At 76.4% G+C, this 16925-nt stretch carries 15 protein-coding genes; 14 read left to right on the forward strand and 1 reads right to left on the reverse strand.

Going from position 1 to position 16925, the window contains the following annotated elements; genetic code table 11:
- The first annotated feature begins 338 nt into the window (after positions 1 to 338).
- The 12 genes from ACSMXW_RS25915 to ACSMXW_RS25970 all read left to right on the forward strand — a co-directional run bounded on the left by ACSMXW_RS25915 (position 339) and on the right by ACSMXW_RS25970 (position 14637).
- Positions 339 to 1385 carry an NAD-dependent epimerase/dehydratase family protein gene (locus ACSMXW_RS25915; protein ID WP_485799792.1) on the forward strand — a complete coding sequence of 349 codons (1047 nt, stop codon included), beginning with the start codon at positions 339 to 341 and terminating at the stop codon, positions 1383 to 1385.
- A 119-nt stretch (positions 1386 to 1504) separates the two neighbouring features.
- A complete protein-coding gene (locus ACSMXW_RS25920; RefSeq protein WP_485799793.1) occupies positions 1505 to 3139 on the forward strand; it encodes a carbamoyltransferase family protein in 1635 nt (544 codons plus the stop codon).
- On the forward strand, positions 3136 to 4317 hold the full coding sequence (locus tag ACSMXW_RS25925; RefSeq protein ID WP_485799794.1) for a glycosyltransferase family 2 protein: 1182 nt from the start codon (positions 3136 to 3138) through the stop codon (positions 4315 to 4317). The genes ACSMXW_RS25920 and ACSMXW_RS25925 overlap by 4 nt, the downstream gene beginning before the upstream one ends.
- Positions 4318 to 4323: 6 nt before the next feature.
- Positions 4324 to 5415, forward strand: a complete 1092-nt coding sequence (locus ACSMXW_RS25930) for a D-glycero-alpha-D-manno-heptose-1,7-bisphosphate 7-phosphatase (protein ID WP_485799795.1) — start codon at positions 4324 to 4326, stop codon at positions 5413 to 5415.
- Positions 5412 to 6410: a glycosyltransferase family 9 protein gene (locus tag ACSMXW_RS25935; protein ID WP_485799796.1), complete on the forward strand. Its 999-nt coding sequence runs from the start codon at positions 5412 to 5414 to the stop codon at positions 6408 to 6410. Before ACSMXW_RS25930 ends, ACSMXW_RS25935 begins: the two co-directional genes overlap by 4 nt.
- Positions 6407 to 7369, forward strand: a complete 963-nt coding sequence (locus tag ACSMXW_RS25940; protein ID WP_485799797.1) for a glycosyltransferase — start codon at positions 6407 to 6409, stop codon at positions 7367 to 7369. Before ACSMXW_RS25935 ends, ACSMXW_RS25940 begins: the two co-directional genes overlap by 4 nt.
- A complete protein-coding gene (locus ACSMXW_RS25945) occupies positions 7366 to 8601 on the forward strand; it encodes a glycosyltransferase (RefSeq protein WP_485799798.1) in 1236 nt (411 codons plus the stop codon). Before ACSMXW_RS25940 ends, ACSMXW_RS25945 begins: the two co-directional genes overlap by 4 nt.
- The gene (locus ACSMXW_RS25950) at positions 8601 to 9344 is read left to right on the forward strand and encodes a D-sedoheptulose-7-phosphate isomerase (protein WP_485799799.1); all 744 of its coding nucleotides are present in this window, start codon (positions 8601 to 8603) and stop codon (positions 9342 to 9344) included. The genes ACSMXW_RS25945 and ACSMXW_RS25950 overlap by 1 nt, the downstream gene beginning before the upstream one ends.
- Entirely contained in the window at positions 9341 to 11182 is a 1842-nt protein-coding gene (rfaE2, locus tag ACSMXW_RS25955; protein WP_485799800.1) for a D-glycero-beta-D-manno-heptose 1-phosphate adenylyltransferase, read from the forward strand. The genes ACSMXW_RS25950 and rfaE2 overlap by 4 nt, the downstream gene beginning before the upstream one ends.
- Before the next feature lie 425 nt (positions 11183 to 11607).
- The gene (locus ACSMXW_RS25960; RefSeq protein ID WP_485808322.1) at positions 11608 to 12570 is read left to right on the forward strand and encodes a glycosyltransferase family 9 protein; all 963 of its coding nucleotides are present in this window, start codon (positions 11608 to 11610) and stop codon (positions 12568 to 12570) included.
- Complete coding sequence (locus ACSMXW_RS25965; protein WP_485799801.1) at positions 12563 to 13567, forward strand: glycosyltransferase family 2 protein; 1005 nt, start codon at positions 12563 to 12565, stop codon at positions 13565 to 13567. Before ACSMXW_RS25960 ends, ACSMXW_RS25965 begins: the two co-directional genes overlap by 8 nt.
- Before the next feature lie 173 nt (positions 13568 to 13740).
- A complete protein-coding gene (locus tag ACSMXW_RS25970; RefSeq protein ID WP_485808323.1) occupies positions 13741 to 14637 on the forward strand; it encodes a glycosyltransferase family 2 protein in 897 nt (298 codons plus the stop codon).
- A gap of 44 nt (positions 14638 to 14681) precedes the next feature.
- Here the strand turns inward: ACSMXW_RS25970 and ACSMXW_RS25975 are convergent, their stop codons facing one another.
- The gene (locus ACSMXW_RS25975; RefSeq protein ID WP_485799802.1) at positions 14682 to 15590 is read right to left on the reverse strand and encodes an RpnC/YadD family protein; all 909 of its coding nucleotides are present in this window, start codon (positions 15588 to 15590) and stop codon (positions 14682 to 14684) included.
- Between the two features lie 194 nt (positions 15591 to 15784).
- On the opposite strand from ACSMXW_RS25975, the gene ACSMXW_RS25980 reads away from it, so the two are divergent.
- Entirely contained in the window at positions 15785 to 16660 is an 876-nt protein-coding gene (locus tag ACSMXW_RS25980; RefSeq protein ID WP_485799803.1) for a helix-turn-helix domain-containing protein, read from the forward strand.
- The gene (locus ACSMXW_RS25985) at positions 16657 to 16866 is read left to right on the forward strand and encodes a DUF397 domain-containing protein (protein ID WP_485799804.1); all 210 of its coding nucleotides are present in this window, start codon (positions 16657 to 16659) and stop codon (positions 16864 to 16866) included. Before ACSMXW_RS25980 ends, ACSMXW_RS25985 begins: the two co-directional genes overlap by 4 nt.
- The last annotated feature ends 59 nt before the right edge of the window (positions 16867 to 16925 follow it).

Here is a 16925-nt window from a genome sequence, read left to right on the forward strand (position 1 = left end):
GGCGCGGCAAACCACCCGCGTGCGCCCCGCGGCCGACCCGGCCCGGGCACCGTGGGGCAGGACCGCCCCCGGCGGACCGGCGGACCGTCCACCACGGACGGCTGGACCGGCCACCAGGGACGGCGCGACCGTCTTCCGCGGCGGGCACGACACCGTCCTCCGGTGGACGGCACGACCGTCCGCCGCGGCCGGCCGAACCGGCGGGACCGGCCCCCGCGGCCCGCCGCCGGCCGGCCTCCGGGAGGTCACGCGGGCGGACCCCTGAGGTTAGCCGCCCGCCGGTCGGGCCTACTCGCAACCGCCTGACGCCGAGACGGCCCACTACGAAAGGAGAGCCCGTGCGGACAGAGGAGAGGCAACGTGCGCTGGTGACCGGAGGCGCGGGGTTCGTGGGCTCCCACCTGTGTGAACGACTGCTGGACGAGGGCACGGACGTGGTGTGCCTGGACAACCTGGTGACCGGGTCACGCGCCAACGTGGCCCACCTGGAGGGGCGTCCCGGGTTCCACTTCCTGCCGGCCGACGTGACCGACCCGGAGGCCGTCGCGGCGGCGCCCGGCCCCTTCGACCTCGTACTCCACCTGGCCTGCCCGGCCTCGCCCGCGGACTACCTGCGGCTGCCGCTGGAGACCCTGGATGTCGGCAGCACCGGCACCCGCAACGCCCTGGAGCGCGCACACCGGGACGGCGCACGGTTCCTGCTGGCGTCCACCTCCGAGGTGTACGGCGACCCGCTGGAGCACCCCCAGTCGGAGTCGTACTGGGGCAACGTCAACCCGATCGGGCCGCGCAGCGTGTACGACGAGTCGAAGCGGTTCGCGGAGGCGCTGGTGACGGCCCATCGCCGGGCGCGGGACACGAACACGTCGATCGTGCGCATCTTCAACACCTACGGGCCGCGCATGCGGGCCGGCGACGGCAGGGCCGTGCCCACGTTCATCGCCCAGGCGCTCGCCGGCGAGCCCCTCACCGTCGCGGGCGACGGCAGCCAGACCCGCTCGCTGTGCTACGTGGACGACACCGTGGCCGGCATCCTCGCCGTGGTCAGGTCGGACCTGCCGGGCCCCGTCAACATCGGCGGTACCGACGAGGCCAGCGTGCTGGAGATAGCGCGGCGCGTGATCGACGTCACGGGCTCGCGGTCCCACGTCACCTTCATCGGGCGCCCGGTGGACGACCCGGCGAAACGGCGCCCCGACACCACGCTGGCGCGCCAGTGCTTCGGCTGGCGCCCGGAGGTGGACTGGAAGGAGGGCATCGGGCGCACCGCCGAGTGGTGGTCGGCACAGCACGTGAGCGGGGGCCCGGCCGGCACCCGCGACGACGCGGTCCGGACAGACCGGTCGAAGGCCAGGCCAGGGACCCGATCGGCGGTCCCCGACTGATCGGGGAGCCACCGGGCGGCGTTTGACGTCGCTGCTGAGGGTTACCGAGACAGTCCCTCCTCCTCCACAGCCCGACCCGGCCGGCGCCCGGGCCGGACCGATCCCCAAGGGAGCCGACCATGCGCGTTCTGGGCATCAACGCCGTCTTCCACGACCCCGCGGCGGCACTCGTCGTCGACGGGCGGACGGTCGCGGCGGCGGAGGAGGAGCGCTTCAGCCGGCGCAAGCACGGCAAGCGCCCGGTGCCGTTCTCGGCCTGGGAGATGCCCGAGCACTCCGCCCGGTGGTGCCTGCGCCAGGCCGGCCTGACGCCGCAGGACCTGGACGCCGTCGGCTACTCCTTCGACCCGGCGCTCACCCGCCCGGCGGACCAGCTCGGCCTCGACGACCCCTTCGACCACCTGCGCATCGCCTATGCCCGGCAGGCCCCCGGCTTCCTCGCCGAGGCGCTGCCCGGGCTCGACCCCCAGATCGTGCGGTTCGTGCCGCACCACATGGCCCACGCCGCGTCCGCGGGGCCCGCCTCCCCGCACCCGTCCAGCGCCGTCCTCGTCCTGGACGGCCGCGGCGAGGCCGCCTCCCACCTCGCGGGCCGCTACGACGGCGACCGGCTGCACGTGGCGGCGGCCCAGGAGCTGCCGCACTCCCTCGGCCTGCTCTACGAGGAACTCACCGCCCACCTGGGCTTCCTGCGCAGCAGCGACGAGTACAAGGTGATGGCCCTCGCGTCCTACGGCACCCCCCGCTTCCTGCCCAGGATCCGGCCGCACCTGCACGCCACCGGCGGCGGCTTCACCGCGCACGGTGTGGACTGGGAGGCGATCGCCCCCGCCCGGCGCCCCGGGGAGCCGTGGAAGCAGGAGCACGCGGACCTCGCGGCGAGCGTCCAGGAGTGCCTGGAGGAGACCCTGCTCGACCTGGTGCACTGGCTGCACCGCGAGGTCGGCGGCGCCGCGCTCACGATGGCCGGCGGCGTCGCGCTCAACTGCGTCGCCAACTCCCGCATCGCCGCCAAGGGCCCCTACGACCACGTGTGGGTGCAGCCCGCGGCCGGGGACGCGGGCACCGCGCTCGGCAGCGCCCTGCACGTGGCCGCCGCCCTCGGCGACACCACCGCACCCATGCCCGGTGCCGGCCTCGGCAGGTCCTTCGGCGACGACGAGCTGCGCCGGTGGCTCGACGAGGCCGGCGTGCCGTACGAGCGCCCGCCGGACATCGCCGAGGCGGTGGCCGAGGAACTCGCCCGGGACGGCATCGTCGCCTGGTTCCAGGGCCGCAGCGAGTACGGCCCACGCGCCCTGGGCCACCGCTCCCTGCTCGCCCACCCGGGCCGCGCCGAGAACCTGGACCGCCTCAACCGCGTCAAGGGCCGTGAGGAGTTCCGTCCCGTCGCCCCGATGGTGGCCGCCGAGCGCGCCGCCGACCTCTTCGACGGGCCGCTGCCCAGCCCCTACATGCTCTTCGTGCACGAGGTCGCCGAGCCGTGGCGCGCCCGGATCCCCGCCGTGGTGCACGTCGACGGCACGGCACGCATCCAGACCGTGGACGCCGCCGAGGAGCCCCTGGTGGCCCGGATGCTGGCCGCCTTCGAGCGCCGCACCGGGCTGCCCGTCGTCGTCAACACCAGCCTCAACACGGCGGGACGGCCCATGGTCGACGACCCACGCGACGCCCTGGAGTGCTTCGGCTCCGCCCCCGTCGACCTGCTCGCGATCGGGCCGTACACGGTCCGCAGGGGGAGGGCCTTCGCATGAGCGCTCCGCACGATGCCACGAGCCTTCCGGACGGCGCCGTCGGCCTGCCCGACTACGCGGTGGTGGTGCCCACCGTCGGGCGGAGCAGCCTCACCGACTGCATGGCCGCGCTGGCCGCCGCGAGCGGGCCGCCGCCGCGGGAGATCGTCGTCGTCGACGACCGCCCGCCGCCCGGCGCGGCGGACCCGCGGCCCCTCGCGTGCGCCCTCGCCGCGCTCGGGGACCTGCGCGCCCGCAGCCGGGTGCTCCACACCGGCGGCCGGGGCCCCGCCGCCGCCCGCAACACCGGCCTGCGCGCGGTCTCCGCGCCCTGGGTGGTCTTCCTCGACGACGACGTCCAGGTCGGCCCGGCGTGGCGCGACGAGCTGGCGCTCGACCTCGCCGCCGCCGGCCCCCGCACGGCCGGGGTGCAGGCCGCGCTGGAGGTGCCGCTGCCCGGGCACCGGCGGCCCACGGACGCGGAGCGCGGCACCGCGGGCCTCGCGACGGCGCTGTGGATCACCGCCGACATGGCCTACCGCGCCGAGGCGCTGAAACAGGTGGGCGGCTTCGACGAGCGGTTCCCGCGCGCCTTCCGCGAGGACGCCGACCTCGCCCTGCGGGTGGAGGGCGCCGGCTGGCAGCTCAGCCGCGGCCGGCGCACCACCCGCCACCCGGTGCGGCCCGCCGACCGGTGGGCGTCGCTGCGCGCCCAGCGCGGCAACGCCGACGACGCGCTGATGCGGCGCCTGCACGGCCGCGGCTGGCGGCGCAGGGCAGGCGCGCCCCTCGGCCGCATCCCCGGCCACCTGGCCGTCACCGCGGCCGGCTGCGCCGCCCTGCTGCTCGCCGCCCGGGGCCGGCCCCGCCCGGCCGCGGCCGCCGCCGCGGCGTGGGCGGCGGGCACCGCCGAGTTCGCCTGGGCGCGCATCGCGCCGGGCCCGCGCGACCGCGCGGAGGTCACCGCGATGCTCGCCACCAGTGTCCTCATCCCGCCCGCGGCCACCTGGCACCTGCTGCACGGCCACTGGCGGCACCGGCGCGCGGCACCCTGGGCGGCGGGCGGCGGCCCGCGGCGGCGGCCGGGGCCAACGCGCCGGACCCGGGGCGGCGACCCGCCGCGCCGCACCCGGCGAAGCGCCCAGCCGCCGATGGCTCCGGACGGTGGCCTGCCGCCCAGGACCCCGGGAAGCGGGTGACGGCCCATGAGCAGCATCCGCACCGAGCATCACCGACCGCCCGCCGCCGTCCTCTTCGACCGCGACGGCACGCTCGTCGTGGACGTCCCCCACAACGGCGACCCCGACCGCGTCCAGCCGGTGCCCACGGCGTGGCGCGCCCTGGAACTGCTGCGCGCCCACGGGGTGCGCACCGGCGTCGTCACCAACCAGCCGGGCATCGCCCGCGGCCTGCTCACGCCGGCCGCGGTGCGGCGCGTCAACGAGCGCGTCGAACACCTCCTGGGGCCCCTCGACGTCTGGGCCGTCTGCCCGCACGCCGACGCCGACGGATGCCACTGCCGCAAGCCGGCCCCCGGCCTCATCCTGACCGCCGCCGCCCGGCTCGGCGTGCCGCCGGCCCTGTGCGCGGTCATCGGCGACATCGGCACCGACCTGACCGCCGCAGACCGCGCCGGCGCCCGACCCATCCTGGTCCCCACCGCAGACACCCGCCCCGAAGAGATCCACACGGCCCAGGAGGTGGCCCCGGACCTACTGACCGCGGTACGCCGACTGCTGGGCGACGTTGCCCTGTACAGGGGCGCGGGGAACTGCGCGCCAAGCCACGACGAGACGGGCAGGTCGCCTCTGGCGCGAGGGGGCAGCCCGGGCCGCGCCGGTCGCTGGGCTGACGGCGAGGTGTCCGGTGCCGGTGCGTCGTATGGGGGCGCGGGGAACTGCGCGCCAAGCCACGACGAGACGGGCAGGTCGCCTCTGGCGCGAGGGGGCAGCCCGGGCCGCGCCGGTCGCTGGGCTGACGGCGAGGTGTCCGGTGCCGGTGCGTCGTATGGGGGCGCGGGGAACTGCGCGACAAGCCACGACGAGACGGGCAGGTCGTCACTGGCGCGAGGGGGCAGCCCGGGCCGTGCCGGTCGCTCGGTCGACGGCGAGGTGTCCGGTGCCGGTGCGTCGTATGGGGGCGCGGGGAACTGCGCGACAAGCCACGACGAGACGGGCAGGTCGTCACTGCCGCGAGGGGGCAGCCCAGGTCGTGCCGGGCCCCCGGCCAATGGTGGACCGCTGGCGCAGCCCCCCGCACCGGCGCGCCTCCCCGGCGAGAGGGGCGAGCAACGATGAGGGTCCTCATCGCACGCCTGGACGGCTTCGGAGACGTACTCCTCGCCGGCCCCGCGATCCGCGCCGCCGCGGCCCACGCCGACCACGTCACCGTCCTGTGCAGCCCCCAAGGCGCGCACGCCGCCCGGCTGCTGCCCGGCGTGGACGCCGTGCTGCCCTGGGAAGCGCCCTGGGGCGGCGCCGACCCGCCGCCCGCCGACCGTGCCGACATCCTGGCCACCGCCGCCCGGATCAGCGCCGACGCGGCGCTGATCCTCACCTCGTTCCACCAGTCGCCGCTGCCCACGGCCCTGCTGCTGCGGCTGGCCGGCGTGCCCTGGATCGGCGCCGACAGCGAGGACTGGCCCGGCAGCCTGCTCGACCTGCGCCACCACCGCGCCCCGGGCGTCCACGAGGTGCGGGCCTCCCTCGACCTCGCGTCAGCCGCCGGCTTCCCGCTGCCCGCGGACGACGACGGCCTGCTGCGGGTGCGCCCGGGGCCCGCCGCGCACCGGCTCACCGGGCCCGGGCCCTACGTCGTCCTGCACCCCGGCGCCAGCGTCCCGGCCCGCACCTGGCCGCCGGAGCGCTGCGCCGAGGCGGTCCGCTGCCTGACCGGGGCCGGCTACCGCACCATCGTCACGGGAGGCCCCGCCGAGCGCGAGCTGACCGCCCGCGTCGCGGGGCGCACCGGACTCGACCTCGGCGGCCGGACCAGCCCCGCCCAGCTCGCCGGCGTGCTCGCCGGGGCGTCCGCGGTGGTCTGCGGCAACACGGGCCCCGCACACCTGGCCGCCGCCGTCGGCACCCCGGTCGTGTCGCTGTTCGCCCCGGTCGTCCCCGCCGAGCGGTGGCGGCCCTACGGCGTGCCGCACGTGCTGCTCGGCGACCAGGACGCGGCCTGTGCCGACCGGCGCTACCGCGTCTGCCCCGTCGCCGGCCACCCGTGCCTGTCCGGCGTCACCGCCGACGACGTCCTCAAAGCAGTCGAGAAGCTCCGGGATGGGCCCTCATGAGAATCCTTATCTGGCATGTGCACGGCTCCTGGACGACCGCGTTCGTCCAGGGCCCGCACACGTATCTGGTGCCCGTCACGCCCGACCGGGGGCCCGACGGCCTCGGCAGGGCGCGCACGTTCGACTGGCCGCGGACGGTCGTCGAGGTGCCGCCGCACCGCCTGCGCGAGACGGACGTCGACCTGGTGGTGCTCCAGCGCCCGCACGAGTACCGGCTCGCCGAGCAGTGGCTCGGACGGCGGCCCGGGCGCGACGTGCCCGCCGTCTACCTGGAGCACAACGCCCCCGGCGGAGACGTGCCCGACACTCGCCACCCGGCCGCCGGCCTGCCCGGCGTCCACCTCGTGCACGTCACCCACTTCAACCACCTGATGTGGGACAACGGCGGTGCGCCCGCCACGGTGATCGAGCACGGCATCGTCGATCCGGGCCCGCTGTGGACCGGCCGCCTGCCGCGCGCCGCGGTGGCCGTCAACGAGCCGCTGCGGCGCGGCCGCACCACCGGCACGGACCTCCTGCCGCGGTTCGCCGCCGCGGCCCCCCTCGACGTCTTCGGCATGGCCACCCGGGACCTCGCCGACCGGCTCGGGCTCGCCCCCGACCGCTGCCGCAGCCACGATCTCACCCAGCGCGACCTGCACCAGGCCATGGCAGAACGGCGGCTCTACCTGCACCCCGTGCGCTGGACCTCCCTCGGCCTGTCGCTGCTGGAGGCGATGCACCTGGGCATGCCGGTGGTCGCCCTCGCCACCACCGAGGTGACCGAGGCCGTGCCGGCGGGCGCGGGCGTGGTCTCGTGCCGCCTGGACGTGCTCACCGACGCGGTACGCCGCTTCGTCGCCGATCCCGCGGAGGCCCGCGCCGTCGGCGAACGCGCCCGCGCCGCGGCCCTGTCCCGCTACGGCCTGACCCGCTTCCTCGACGACTGGGAGCGGCTGATGAAGGAGGTGAGCCGATGAGGATAGCCATGGTGTCCGAGCACGCCAGCCCGCTGGCCGCGCTCGGCGGCCCCGACGCCGGCGGCCAGAACGTCTATGTGGCCCGGCTGTCCGGCATCCTCGCGGCCCGCGGCCACGACGTCACCGTCTACACCCGCCGCGAGTCGCCCGGCGGGCCCACCAGGGTGCCCATGGCGCCGGGCGTCGTCGTCGAGCACGTCACCGCGGGCCCGCCCGCCGTGCTGCCGAAGGACGCGCTCTTCCCGCACATGAGCGCGTTCGGACGCCACCTGAACCGCGAGTGGAACGCCAAACCGCCCGACGTGGTGCACGCCCACTTCTGGATGTCCGGCATGGCCGCGCTCGCCGGCGCCGACGGACTCGGCGTCCCGGTCGTGCAGACCTTCCACGCCCTCGGCACCGTCAAGCGCCGCCACCAGGGCCAGGCCGACACCAGCCCGCCGGAGCGGGTCGCCGTGGAGCGCAGGATCGGCCGCAGCTGCTCCCGTGTCCTCGCCACCTGCGCCGACGAGGTGGACGAACTCACCGCCATGGGCATACCCGTGCGCCGCACCGCCATCGTGCCCTGCGGCGTGGACGCCGAGCGGTTCCGGCCCGCGCCCCCGGGCGAGCGGTCCGGCCGGGCCGGCCGGGGGCGGCCCCGGCGGCTGCTCAGCGTCGGCAGGCTGGTGCCGCGCAAGGGCTACGAACTGGCCGTCCGGGCCCTCGCGGACATCCCCGGCGCGGAACTCGTCATCGCCGGCGGCCCCGAGGCGCGCAGGCTGCACACCGAGCCCGAGGCGGCACGCCTGACGGGCATCGCCGCGGAGTGCGGCGTCGCCGACCGGGTCAGGCTGCTGGGCGCCGTGGCCCACGAGGACATGCCGGACCTGATGCGCAGCGCCGACCTGGTGCTGTGCACCCCGGTCTACGAGCCGTTCGGGATCGTCCCGCTGGAGGCCATGGCCTGCGCGGTGCCGGTGGTGGCCACCACGGTCGGCGGCCAGCTCGACACCGTCGCCGACCGCGTCACCGGCCGGCTGGTGCCGCCCGGCAGGCCCGACGCCCTCGCGGCCACCGTGAACGAACTGCTGGACTCCCCGGCCCTGCTGCGCGGCTACGGCGCCGCGGGCCGCGAGCGCGCCCTCGCCCACTACACCTGGGACCGCGTCGCCGACGGCGTGGAGCAGGTCTACGAAGAGGTCTACGAACAGGCGGTGCGCGCCGGGGAACTGCCGAAGGAGGTGGCGTGATGACCATGGCATCGGTCCGCGGACACTGCGACGAACTCCTGGCGGCGCTGGGCCCGTTCCGCCGCAGCGCGGAGATCACCGACCGCTGGGGCGCCCGGCTGGCGCGCACCCTGTCAGCGGGCGGCCGGCTGCTCGCCGCCGGCAACGGCGGCAGCGCGGCCCAGGCCCAGCACCTCACCGCCGAGCTGGTCGGCCGCTACCGTGCCGACCGCGCCCCGTACTCCGCGATCGCCCTGCACGCGGACACCTCGGCCTGCACCGCCATCGCCAACGACTACGGGGTGCGCGAGCTGTACGCGCGCCAGGTGCGCGCGCACGGGCGGCGCGGCGACGTCCTGATGCTGCTGTCGACCAGCGGCGCCAGTGCCAACCTCCTGGCCGCCGCGGAGGCCGGCCGGGACGTGGGCATGCACGTCTGGGCCCTCACCGGCCCCGCTCCCAACCCCCTCGCGGCCGCCTCCGACGAGTCCCTCTGCGTCCCCGCGGCGGCCACGGCCACCGTCCAGGAACTCCACCTGGTGGCGGTGCACATGGTGTGCGAGGCGTTCGACGAGGTGGTGGGGGTGGACGGAGCCGTGCGGCCGGGGGAGGCCGTGGGGACGGACGGCGCCATGGGGACGTACGGCGCCCTGGGGACGGATGGTGCCGTGCAGGTGGACGGCGCACCGGGAGCGGACGGTGCCGTGCGGGCGGACGGCGGCGTGCGGGCGCGCGGTGCCGTGTGGACCGGGGAGGCGACATGACCGGCCGTGCCCCCCTCGTCGTCGTCGGTGACGCGCTGCTCGACCGGGACCTCACCGGACGCGCGGACCGGCTGGCGCCCGACGCCCCGGTGCCCGTCGTGGCGGACGCCGAGGAGCGGCTGCGGCCCGGCGGGGCCGCGCTGGCCGCGTGCCTCGCCGCGCGCGACGGCCGCGACGTCGTCCTCGTCACCGCGCTCGGCGCGGACCCGGCCGGCGAGCGGCTGCGCGCCCTGCTCGACCCGCGGGTGACGCTGGTGCCCGTGCCGCTGGACGGCGAACTCCCCGAGAAGACCCGTGTCCTGTCGGGGGACCGCGTGCTGCTCAGGTACGACAGGGGCGGCGGGCGCGCCGCCACCGCCACGACGGACGCCGTCAGGGCGATCAGGTCGGCCGGGGCCCTGCTCGCCGCCGACTACGGCGGCGGCACCGTGGACGTGCTGCGCGACGTGCTCGCCGAGCGCGCCCCGGGCACTCCGCTCGTGTGGGATCCGCACCCACGCGGCGGGCCGCCGGTGCCGCGCGCCCGGCTGGTGGTGCCGTCCGCGGCCGAGGCCCGCGCGTTCTTCGCGGCGCTGCGGGCCGGCGGCCCCGGCGGCCCCGACGGGACCGGGAACGGCGCGTGGGGTCCGGGACGGGACCGTGCGCGGGACCACACGCGGGGCGGTGCGCCCCGCTCGGCGCTGGGCGAGGCGGCCCGGCACGCGGCCGCGCTGGTGGCGGCCTGGCAGTCCGCGGCCGTCGCGGTCACCCTCGGCGAACAGGGCGCGTTGCTGTCGTACGGCGGCAACCCGCTGCTGGTACCGACGACGGGTGCCCGCGGCGCCGACCCGTGCGGGGCCGGCGACCGGTTCGCCGTCACGGCCGCGGCGCTGCTCGGCGAAGGGGCCCTGCTGGAGGAGGCGGTGCGGGCGGCGATCCGGACGGCCACGGAGTACGTGGCGGCGGGCGGGGCGGCCGCGCTCGCCCGTGCGGGGACGGCGGCCGGCGCGGAGGCGGCCGCCATGGCCGCCGCGGGGCGGGCGGGCCCCGGTGCCGCGGGCGGGGGGCCCGGTGCCGCGCGCCGCGGGGGCGGTCGCCTCGGTAATGCCGGCGCGGGGAATGGTTCGGACGGCGGCTCCGGCGAGGGCTCGCGACGGTCCGCGGGCCAGGACCGGAGCGGGGACCGCGACACGGTGGGCGGTGGTCTGGACGGCCACCCGGCCGGCGGCGGCGCGGGCGGTGGCGCGGCGGGTCGCGGCCCGGACGGCGGCGCGCCGGGCGATGGCACGGGCGGTGGCGCGCCGGGCGATGGCACGGGCCGCGGCGCGGGCCGGCCGGACGGCATCCCGCGCCGGGACGCCGCTCCTCGGCCGGACGGCACTCCTCGCTGGGAGGGCGCCGGCCTCGTCGAGCGGATCAGGGCGCAGGGTGGCACGGTCGTCGCCGCGGGCGGCTGCTTCGACCTGCTGCACGCCGGGCACGTGGAACTCCTCCAGGCCGCCCGGCGGCTCGGCGACTGCCTGGTCGTCTGCGTCAACTCCGACGCGTCGGTGCGCCGCCGCAAGGGGGCGGGGCGCCCCATCAACCCGGTCGCGGACCGCATCCGCGTCCTGCGCGCCCTGGAGTGCGTCGACACCGTCGCCGTCTTCGACGAGGACACCCCCGAGCGCCTGCTCGAATGGCTCCGTCCCGACCTGTGGGTCAAGGGCGGCGACTACGGCCTCGACGAACTCCCCGAGGCCGCGCTGCTCCAGCAGTGGGGCGGCCAGGCCGTGCTGCTGCCCTACCTGGACGGCCGGTCGAGCACCGGCCTCGCCGAACGGGCCGGCGCGGCCGTGACGTCGGGGGTGCCGCGGTGATCCGGCACACCGGCTCTCGGGACGGTGCGGCTGTTCCGCCGGGGCGGGTCGCGCGGTTCCCCGCGCCCCTTGGGGGCGTGGCCGCTCAGTTCGCCTTGCCCCTGACGGGGTGCCGTGGGAGTGGGGAGCACCCCGGTGCCCTCAGGGGCGCGGGGAACTGCGCGAGCAACCACCCACCGGCCGGTACGTGGCGGACAACACCCCCACCCCCACCTGACTCCAGGCCGACGGCCACCGTCACACGGCGGGACGCCACCGCCACCGGGCCGACGGGCACCGGCCCCGGCACGGGCACCGGCACGGGCACCGGCACGGGTACCGGCACCGGCACGGGCACCGGCACCGGCACCGGCACGGGCACCGGCACGGGCACCGGCCCCGGTGAAGCCCGCCCGGAGGGCGGACCGCACCGGGGCCGCCCCCGGCTGCTGGTGTTGCGGGCCCTGGGCCTGGGTGACCTCCTCGCCGCCGTCCCCGCGTTGCGGGCCCTGCGCCGGGCCTTCCCCGGGCACGAGATCGTGCTCGCCGCGCCCGGTGCGCTGGCCGCACCGGCCGCGGCGTGCGGCGCGGTCGACACGCTGCTGGCCGCCTCCGCCCCGGGCCGCGCCGTGCCCCGCAGGATCGACTGGCCGGGGCCGCCGCCGGACATCGCGGTCGACCTGCACGGCAACGGCCCGCCCAGCCACCTCCTGCTGCACCGCCTCCGCCCCGGCAGGCTGCTCGCCTTCGCGCACCCCGACACCCCCGCCGTGCACGGCCCCGTATGGCGCTCCGACGAGCACGAACGCGACCGCTGGTGCCGCCTGCTGACGTTCTACGGCATCCCGGCCGACCCCGGCGACCTGCGGCTGCCCCCGCCCGAGCGGCGTTCGCCCGCGCCCGGCGCGGTGGTCGTGCACCCCGGCGCCGGCGCGGAGTCCCGGTGCTGGCCGGCCGAGCGGTACGGGACCGTGGCCGCCGCGCTGCGCAGCGCCGGCCGCCGCGTCGTGGTCACCGCGGGACCCGGCGAGGCCGGCCTGGCCGCACGTGTCGCCGAGCACGCGGGACTCGGCCCCGAAGACGTCGTCACCGGGGCGTCGTTCGACCTGCTCGCCGCCCTCGTCGCCGAGGCCGGCGCGGTGCTCAGCGGGGACACCGGCATCGCGCACCTCGCGGTCGCCCACGGAGCCCCGTCCGTCACCCTCTTCGGGCCCGTGGCGCCCCGTCTCTGGGGCCCGCCGCCCGACCCGGCGCACCGCGCGCTCTGGTACCCGGGCCCGCCGGGCGACCCGCACGGGCGGACCCCCGACCCCCAACTGCTACGGATCACCCCCGAGGACGTCCTCGCCGCGGTGGCGGACCTGCCGCCCGCCGCGGCGGCAGGGCGGACGGACGGCTGCCATGCCTGACGACCGGGTGACGGTGGTGGTGATCACGCGGGACCGGCGGCGGGAGTTGCTGCGGACGTTGGAGCGTCTGGTGGCGTTGCCGGAGGCGCCGGGGGTGGTGGTGACGGACAACGGTTCGTCGGACGGTTCCGCGGAGGCGGCCGCGCGGGTGCATCCGCGCGTACGGGTGCTGCGTGCGGGCCGCAATCTGGGGGCGGTGGGCCGCAATGTCGCCGTCCGGGAAGTGGAGACGCCTTACGTCGCGTTCTGTGACGACGACTCGTGGTGGGCGCCGGGTTCGCTCGCCCGCGCCGCGGACCTCCTCGACCGCCACCCCCGCCTCGGCCTCGCCGCCGCCCGCACCCTCGTCGGCCCCGCGGGCGAGGAGGACCCGGTCAACGCCGTGCTGGCCGCGTCCCCGCTGCCGCCCGCCGACGACCTGCCGGGGCCCCGGATCCTCGGCTTCCTGGGCTGTGCGGCCGTCGCGCGCCGCGCCGCGTTCCTCGACGCGGGCGGCTACCACCCGCTGCTGTTCTTCGGCGCCGAGGAGACCCTGCTCGCGTACGACCTCATGGCCCGCGGCTGGGGCGTCGCCTACTGCCCCCAGCTGACCGCCCACCACCACCCGGCCGGCGCGCCGCGCCAGCACCGCGCCGCACTGGTGCGCCGCAACGAACTCCTCACCCTCTGGCTGCGCCGCCCCCTGCCCCTGGCCCTCCGCGCCACCGCCCGCCTCGCGGCCGCGGCCCCCGGCGACCCGGTCGCCCGCCGCGCCCTGGCCGGGACGGTGGCCCGGCTGCCCGCCGCGCTACGCACCAGGAGGCCGCTGCCACCGGAGGTGGAACGGGCGGCGCGGGCGGTCGAGCGGGCGTCACAGGCACCGGCGAGCGGGTCTCGTGCGTACCGGCTCGACGGCGGGCCCGACCGGGACGGCACCAGGTCCGGGCAGCGGGGACCGCGCGCCCGACCCGCAGGCCGGAAGACGGGTGCGCCCGCCGACGGAAGGGAGGCGCCATGACCGACGAACGCGCGGCGGCGCGAAGGGGACGGACGAAGGGGCAGCCGGAGAACCGGCCGAAAGGGCAGCCGAGGGGGCGCGCCGTGCCGGAGGACCGGGTCGTGCCGGATGGCCGCGCCGTGCCGGGTGACCGGGCCATGCCGGGTGACCGGGCCATGCCGGAAGACCGGGTCGTGCCCGACGACCGGGTGACGGTGGTGGTGATCACGCGGGATCGCCGGCGGGAGTTGCTGCGGACGTTGGAGCGTCTGGTGGCGTTGCCGGAGGCGCCGGGGGTGCTGGTGACGGACAACGGTTCGTCGGACGGTTCCGCGGACGCGGCCGCGCGGGTGCATCCGCGCGTACGGGTGCTGCGTGCGGGCCGCAATCTGGGGGCGGTGGGCCGCAATGTCGCCGTCCGGGAAGTGGAGACGCCTTACGTCGCGTTCTGTGACGACGACTCGTGGTGGGCGCCGGGTTCGCTCGCCCGCGCCGCGGACCTCCTCGACCGCCACCCCCGCCTCGCGGCCGTCACCGCCCGCATAGTCGTCGAGCCCCAGGGCGTCGAGGACCCCGTGGTGGAGGAGCTGCGGAACTCCCCGCTGACGGGCCCCGACTGGCTGCCGGGCCCCGCCCTGGGGTCGTTCCTCGCGGCGGCCACGGTCCTGCGGACGGACGCCTTCAGGGCGGCCGGCGGCTTCTCGCCCCGGCTGTGGCTGGGCGGCGAGGAGGAACTCCTGGCCACGGACCTGGCGACGCGGGGCTGGTGGCTGGCCTACGTCCCCGGCCTGACGGTCCACCACCAGCCGTCACCGCACCGCGACAGCCGCCTCAGGCGCATCCACGGCATCCGCAACACGCTCTGGTTCTGCTGGCTCCGCAGGCCCGCACCGGCCGCACTGCGCCGCACCCTGTACCTCGCCCGCACCGTGCCCCGTGACATCGCGTCCCTTCGGGCCTTCGCCGAGGCCGCGGCCGGCCTCCCCTGGGTCCTCCGCGAACGCAAGGTCGTCCCCGAACACATCGAGGCACGCCTCCGCCTCCTGGAACACGAACAGCGCCGCTCACGGGCGCGGCGGTACGTGGGGTGAGGGACCGACGCCCACGGCCCGCCACGGGCGTCGGTCCCTGCGTGTCACTCGCTGTCGAAGATTCTTTCGGCCGAGGGTGCGGTGACGGCGCGGGCGAGCCACTGGCGGAGGATTTCGGGGTCGTCGCAGTCGGTGATCCGCGTGCGGATCTCCTCGGTCACGTCCAGGCCCCGCTGGGCCAGAACGAGCAAGATGTCCTGCCCCCGGCTTTCCGCACGGCCTTCTGCACGGCCTTCTGCGCGGCCTTCTGCGCGGCCTTCGTCGCGGATCTCCTCCGAGAGCCACGACTTGTAGAAGGAGAGGTCCACGGCCACCAGATTCCTCCAGAGGTCCTTGGCCGGGCGGTTGCCCAGGCCCTGAGCGGTGAGTTCGACGATGGGGTCTTGTACGGCTTCGGGTGCGTCCTGCAGCGCGGTGGACAGGGCTTTCAGTATGGCACCGATGTCCGGGTTCGCGGCGTGCGTGATCGCCGACAGGGTGGCCAGGGCCAGGTCGGCGCGGGCCTCGTCGGGGTCGGTGATCACCGGCATGTTGTGCGGGCCCACCACGACGGGGCGCAGGGTCAGCGTGGGCAGCATCGGTGGACCGCTGGACACCGCCCGCTGGGCCCACCGGGCGGTCGCGTGGTCCTGGCACACGACCAGCAGGGCGGTGGGCAGCCGGTATTTCGTCCACAGGTAGGACACGTAGTACGCCCAGCTCGCGGGCTTGGCGGCATCCTGCTTCCCCTGGGCCTCGACGGCCAGCAGGAAGGCGTCCCGCTCGGCGCTCTCCAGACGTAAGAGGGTGTCCACCCGGCGCTCGACAGGGCTCGTCTCGGTGAGGTCCGTGGGCATCACGGTCACCTTGGCGGGGGCGGGGACCGTGATCCCCAGTACCTGGGACACGCGGGTGAAGAGCTCGGGATCGTGCTGGAAGATGCGGTGCATCGCCTCATGAGGCGGACTGACCATGGCGTTCCTCGGTTATGCGGTGTTTTCTGCATTCGTATTCCTATCACGCAACGTGTACGGCTGATTACGCTGAAGCCTGACAAGTCGGTTGCGTACGGCCGCTGTCGGGTTCTTGTCCGGTGCTGTCCGGACGGTCTGGACGGTTGGTACGGGTAGGGCGTCGCGGTGCGACGCAGGACAACGGAGGGGCGGACATGACGGTGGACGGCGAGGCGGTACGGCTTCGGGACGAGTTGGACGAGCCGGGCTGGGAGGTGGACCCGGACGACGACTGGGGCATCGCCGTGATCGCCACGGTGGGACGGCAGTTGAAGCTGCGCCGGGAGGCCGCCGGGATGCGGGCCGCCGAGTTCGGGGCGGCCGTGGGGTACGGCGAGGACATGGTGTACAAGATCGAGGGCGGCAAGCGGATCCCCCGGCCCGAGTACCTGGACAAGGCGGACGAGGTGCTGGGGGCGGACGGGTTGATCTCGGCGATGAAGGAGGACGTGCGGCGGGTCCGGTACCCGAAGAAGGTTCGGGATCTGGGGAAGCTGGAGGCCCAGGCTGTCGAGATCGGGGTGTACGAGTGCAACAGCGTCAATGGACTGTTGCAGACGCCCGAGCATGCCCGGGCGGCGATCGAGGCCGCCCAGCCTCCCTACTCGCAGGATGATGTGGAGCGGATGGTGGCCGCTCGTGTGGCCCGGCAGTCCGTCTTCGAGCGGGACCCCGCACCGGCGCTCAGCTTTGTGCTGGAAGAGGCGCCTCTGAGGCGCCCTCTCGGAGGCACAATGGTGTGGCGAGCGCAGCTCGAACGTCTGTTGGAGGTGGGCCGGTTGCGGAACGTCACCCTTCAGGTGATGCCTACGCACCGCGACGTCCATTCCGGTCTGGACGGCAGGATCGAGCTGCTGAAGTTCCCCGACGGCACGGCGGTGGGACGCTCAGACGGTGCGTTCAACGGCCGCCCCGTCTCCGACCTGAGGCAACTGCGCATCATTGAGCTGCAATATGGCACCATCCGCGCGCAGGCTCTCCCTCCGGGGGAGTCACTGGCCTTCATCGAGCATCTGCTGGGAGAGAAATGATCCGTACGACCGCTGCCGGGGGCGCCTCCGAACTGGCGTGGTTCAAGAGCAGCTACAGCAGTGGCAACAACGGCGAGTCCTGCGTCGAGGTCGCCACCAGCCCCGGCACCGTCCACGTCCGTGACTCCAAGGACACCGGGGGTCCTCAGCTCGCGCTCGCGCCCCGCGCCTGGGCGCGCTTCGTGGCGTACGCCTCGGAGAGCTGATCCCCCGACGTCACGCGCCCCGCCCCGGTGGTCACCGGAGCGGGGCGCCGCGGCGTACC

Source organism: Streptomyces sp. DSM 116793 (assembly GCF_057320905.1).

What these genes read in the sequence shown, in the direction of transcription:
- ACSMXW_RS25920 (WP_485799793.1), top strand. Translation starts at nt 1,505, where the DNA reads ATGCGCGTTCTGGGCATCAACGCCGTCTTCCACGACCCCGCGGCGGCA.
- ACSMXW_RS25925 (WP_485799794.1), top strand. Translation starts at nt 3,136, where the DNA reads ATGAGCGCTCCGCACGATGCCACGAGCCTTCCGGACGGCGCCGTCGGC.
- ACSMXW_RS25930 (WP_485799795.1), top strand. Translation starts at nt 4,324, where the DNA reads ATGAGCAGCATCCGCACCGAGCATCACCGACCGCCCGCCGCCGTCCTC.
- ACSMXW_RS25935 (WP_485799796.1), top strand. Translation starts at nt 5,412, where the DNA reads ATGAGGGTCCTCATCGCACGCCTGGACGGCTTCGGAGACGTACTCCTC.
- ACSMXW_RS25940 (WP_485799797.1), top strand. Translation starts at nt 6,407, where the DNA reads ATGAGAATCCTTATCTGGCATGTGCACGGCTCCTGGACGACCGCGTTC.
- ACSMXW_RS25945 (WP_485799798.1), top strand. Translation starts at nt 7,366, where the DNA reads ATGAGGATAGCCATGGTGTCCGAGCACGCCAGCCCGCTGGCCGCGCTC.
- ACSMXW_RS25950 (WP_485799799.1), top strand. Translation starts at nt 8,601, where the DNA reads ATGACCATGGCATCGGTCCGCGGACACTGCGACGAACTCCTGGCGGCG.
- rfaE2 (WP_485799800.1), top strand. Translation starts at nt 9,341, where the DNA reads ATGACCGGCCGTGCCCCCCTCGTCGTCGTCGGTGACGCGCTGCTCGAC.
- ACSMXW_RS25965 (WP_485799801.1), top strand. Translation starts at nt 12,563, where the DNA reads ATGCCTGACGACCGGGTGACGGTGGTGGTGATCACGCGGGACCGGCGG.
- ACSMXW_RS25975 (WP_485799802.1), bottom strand. Translation starts at nt 15,590, where the DNA reads ATGGTCAGTCCGCCTCATGAGGCGATGCACCGCATCTTCCAGCACGAT.
- ACSMXW_RS25980 (WP_485799803.1), top strand. Translation starts at nt 15,785, where the DNA reads ATGACGGTGGACGGCGAGGCGGTACGGCTTCGGGACGAGTTGGACGAG.
- ACSMXW_RS25985 (WP_485799804.1), top strand. Translation starts at nt 16,657, where the DNA reads ATGATCCGTACGACCGCTGCCGGGGGCGCCTCCGAACTGGCGTGGTTC.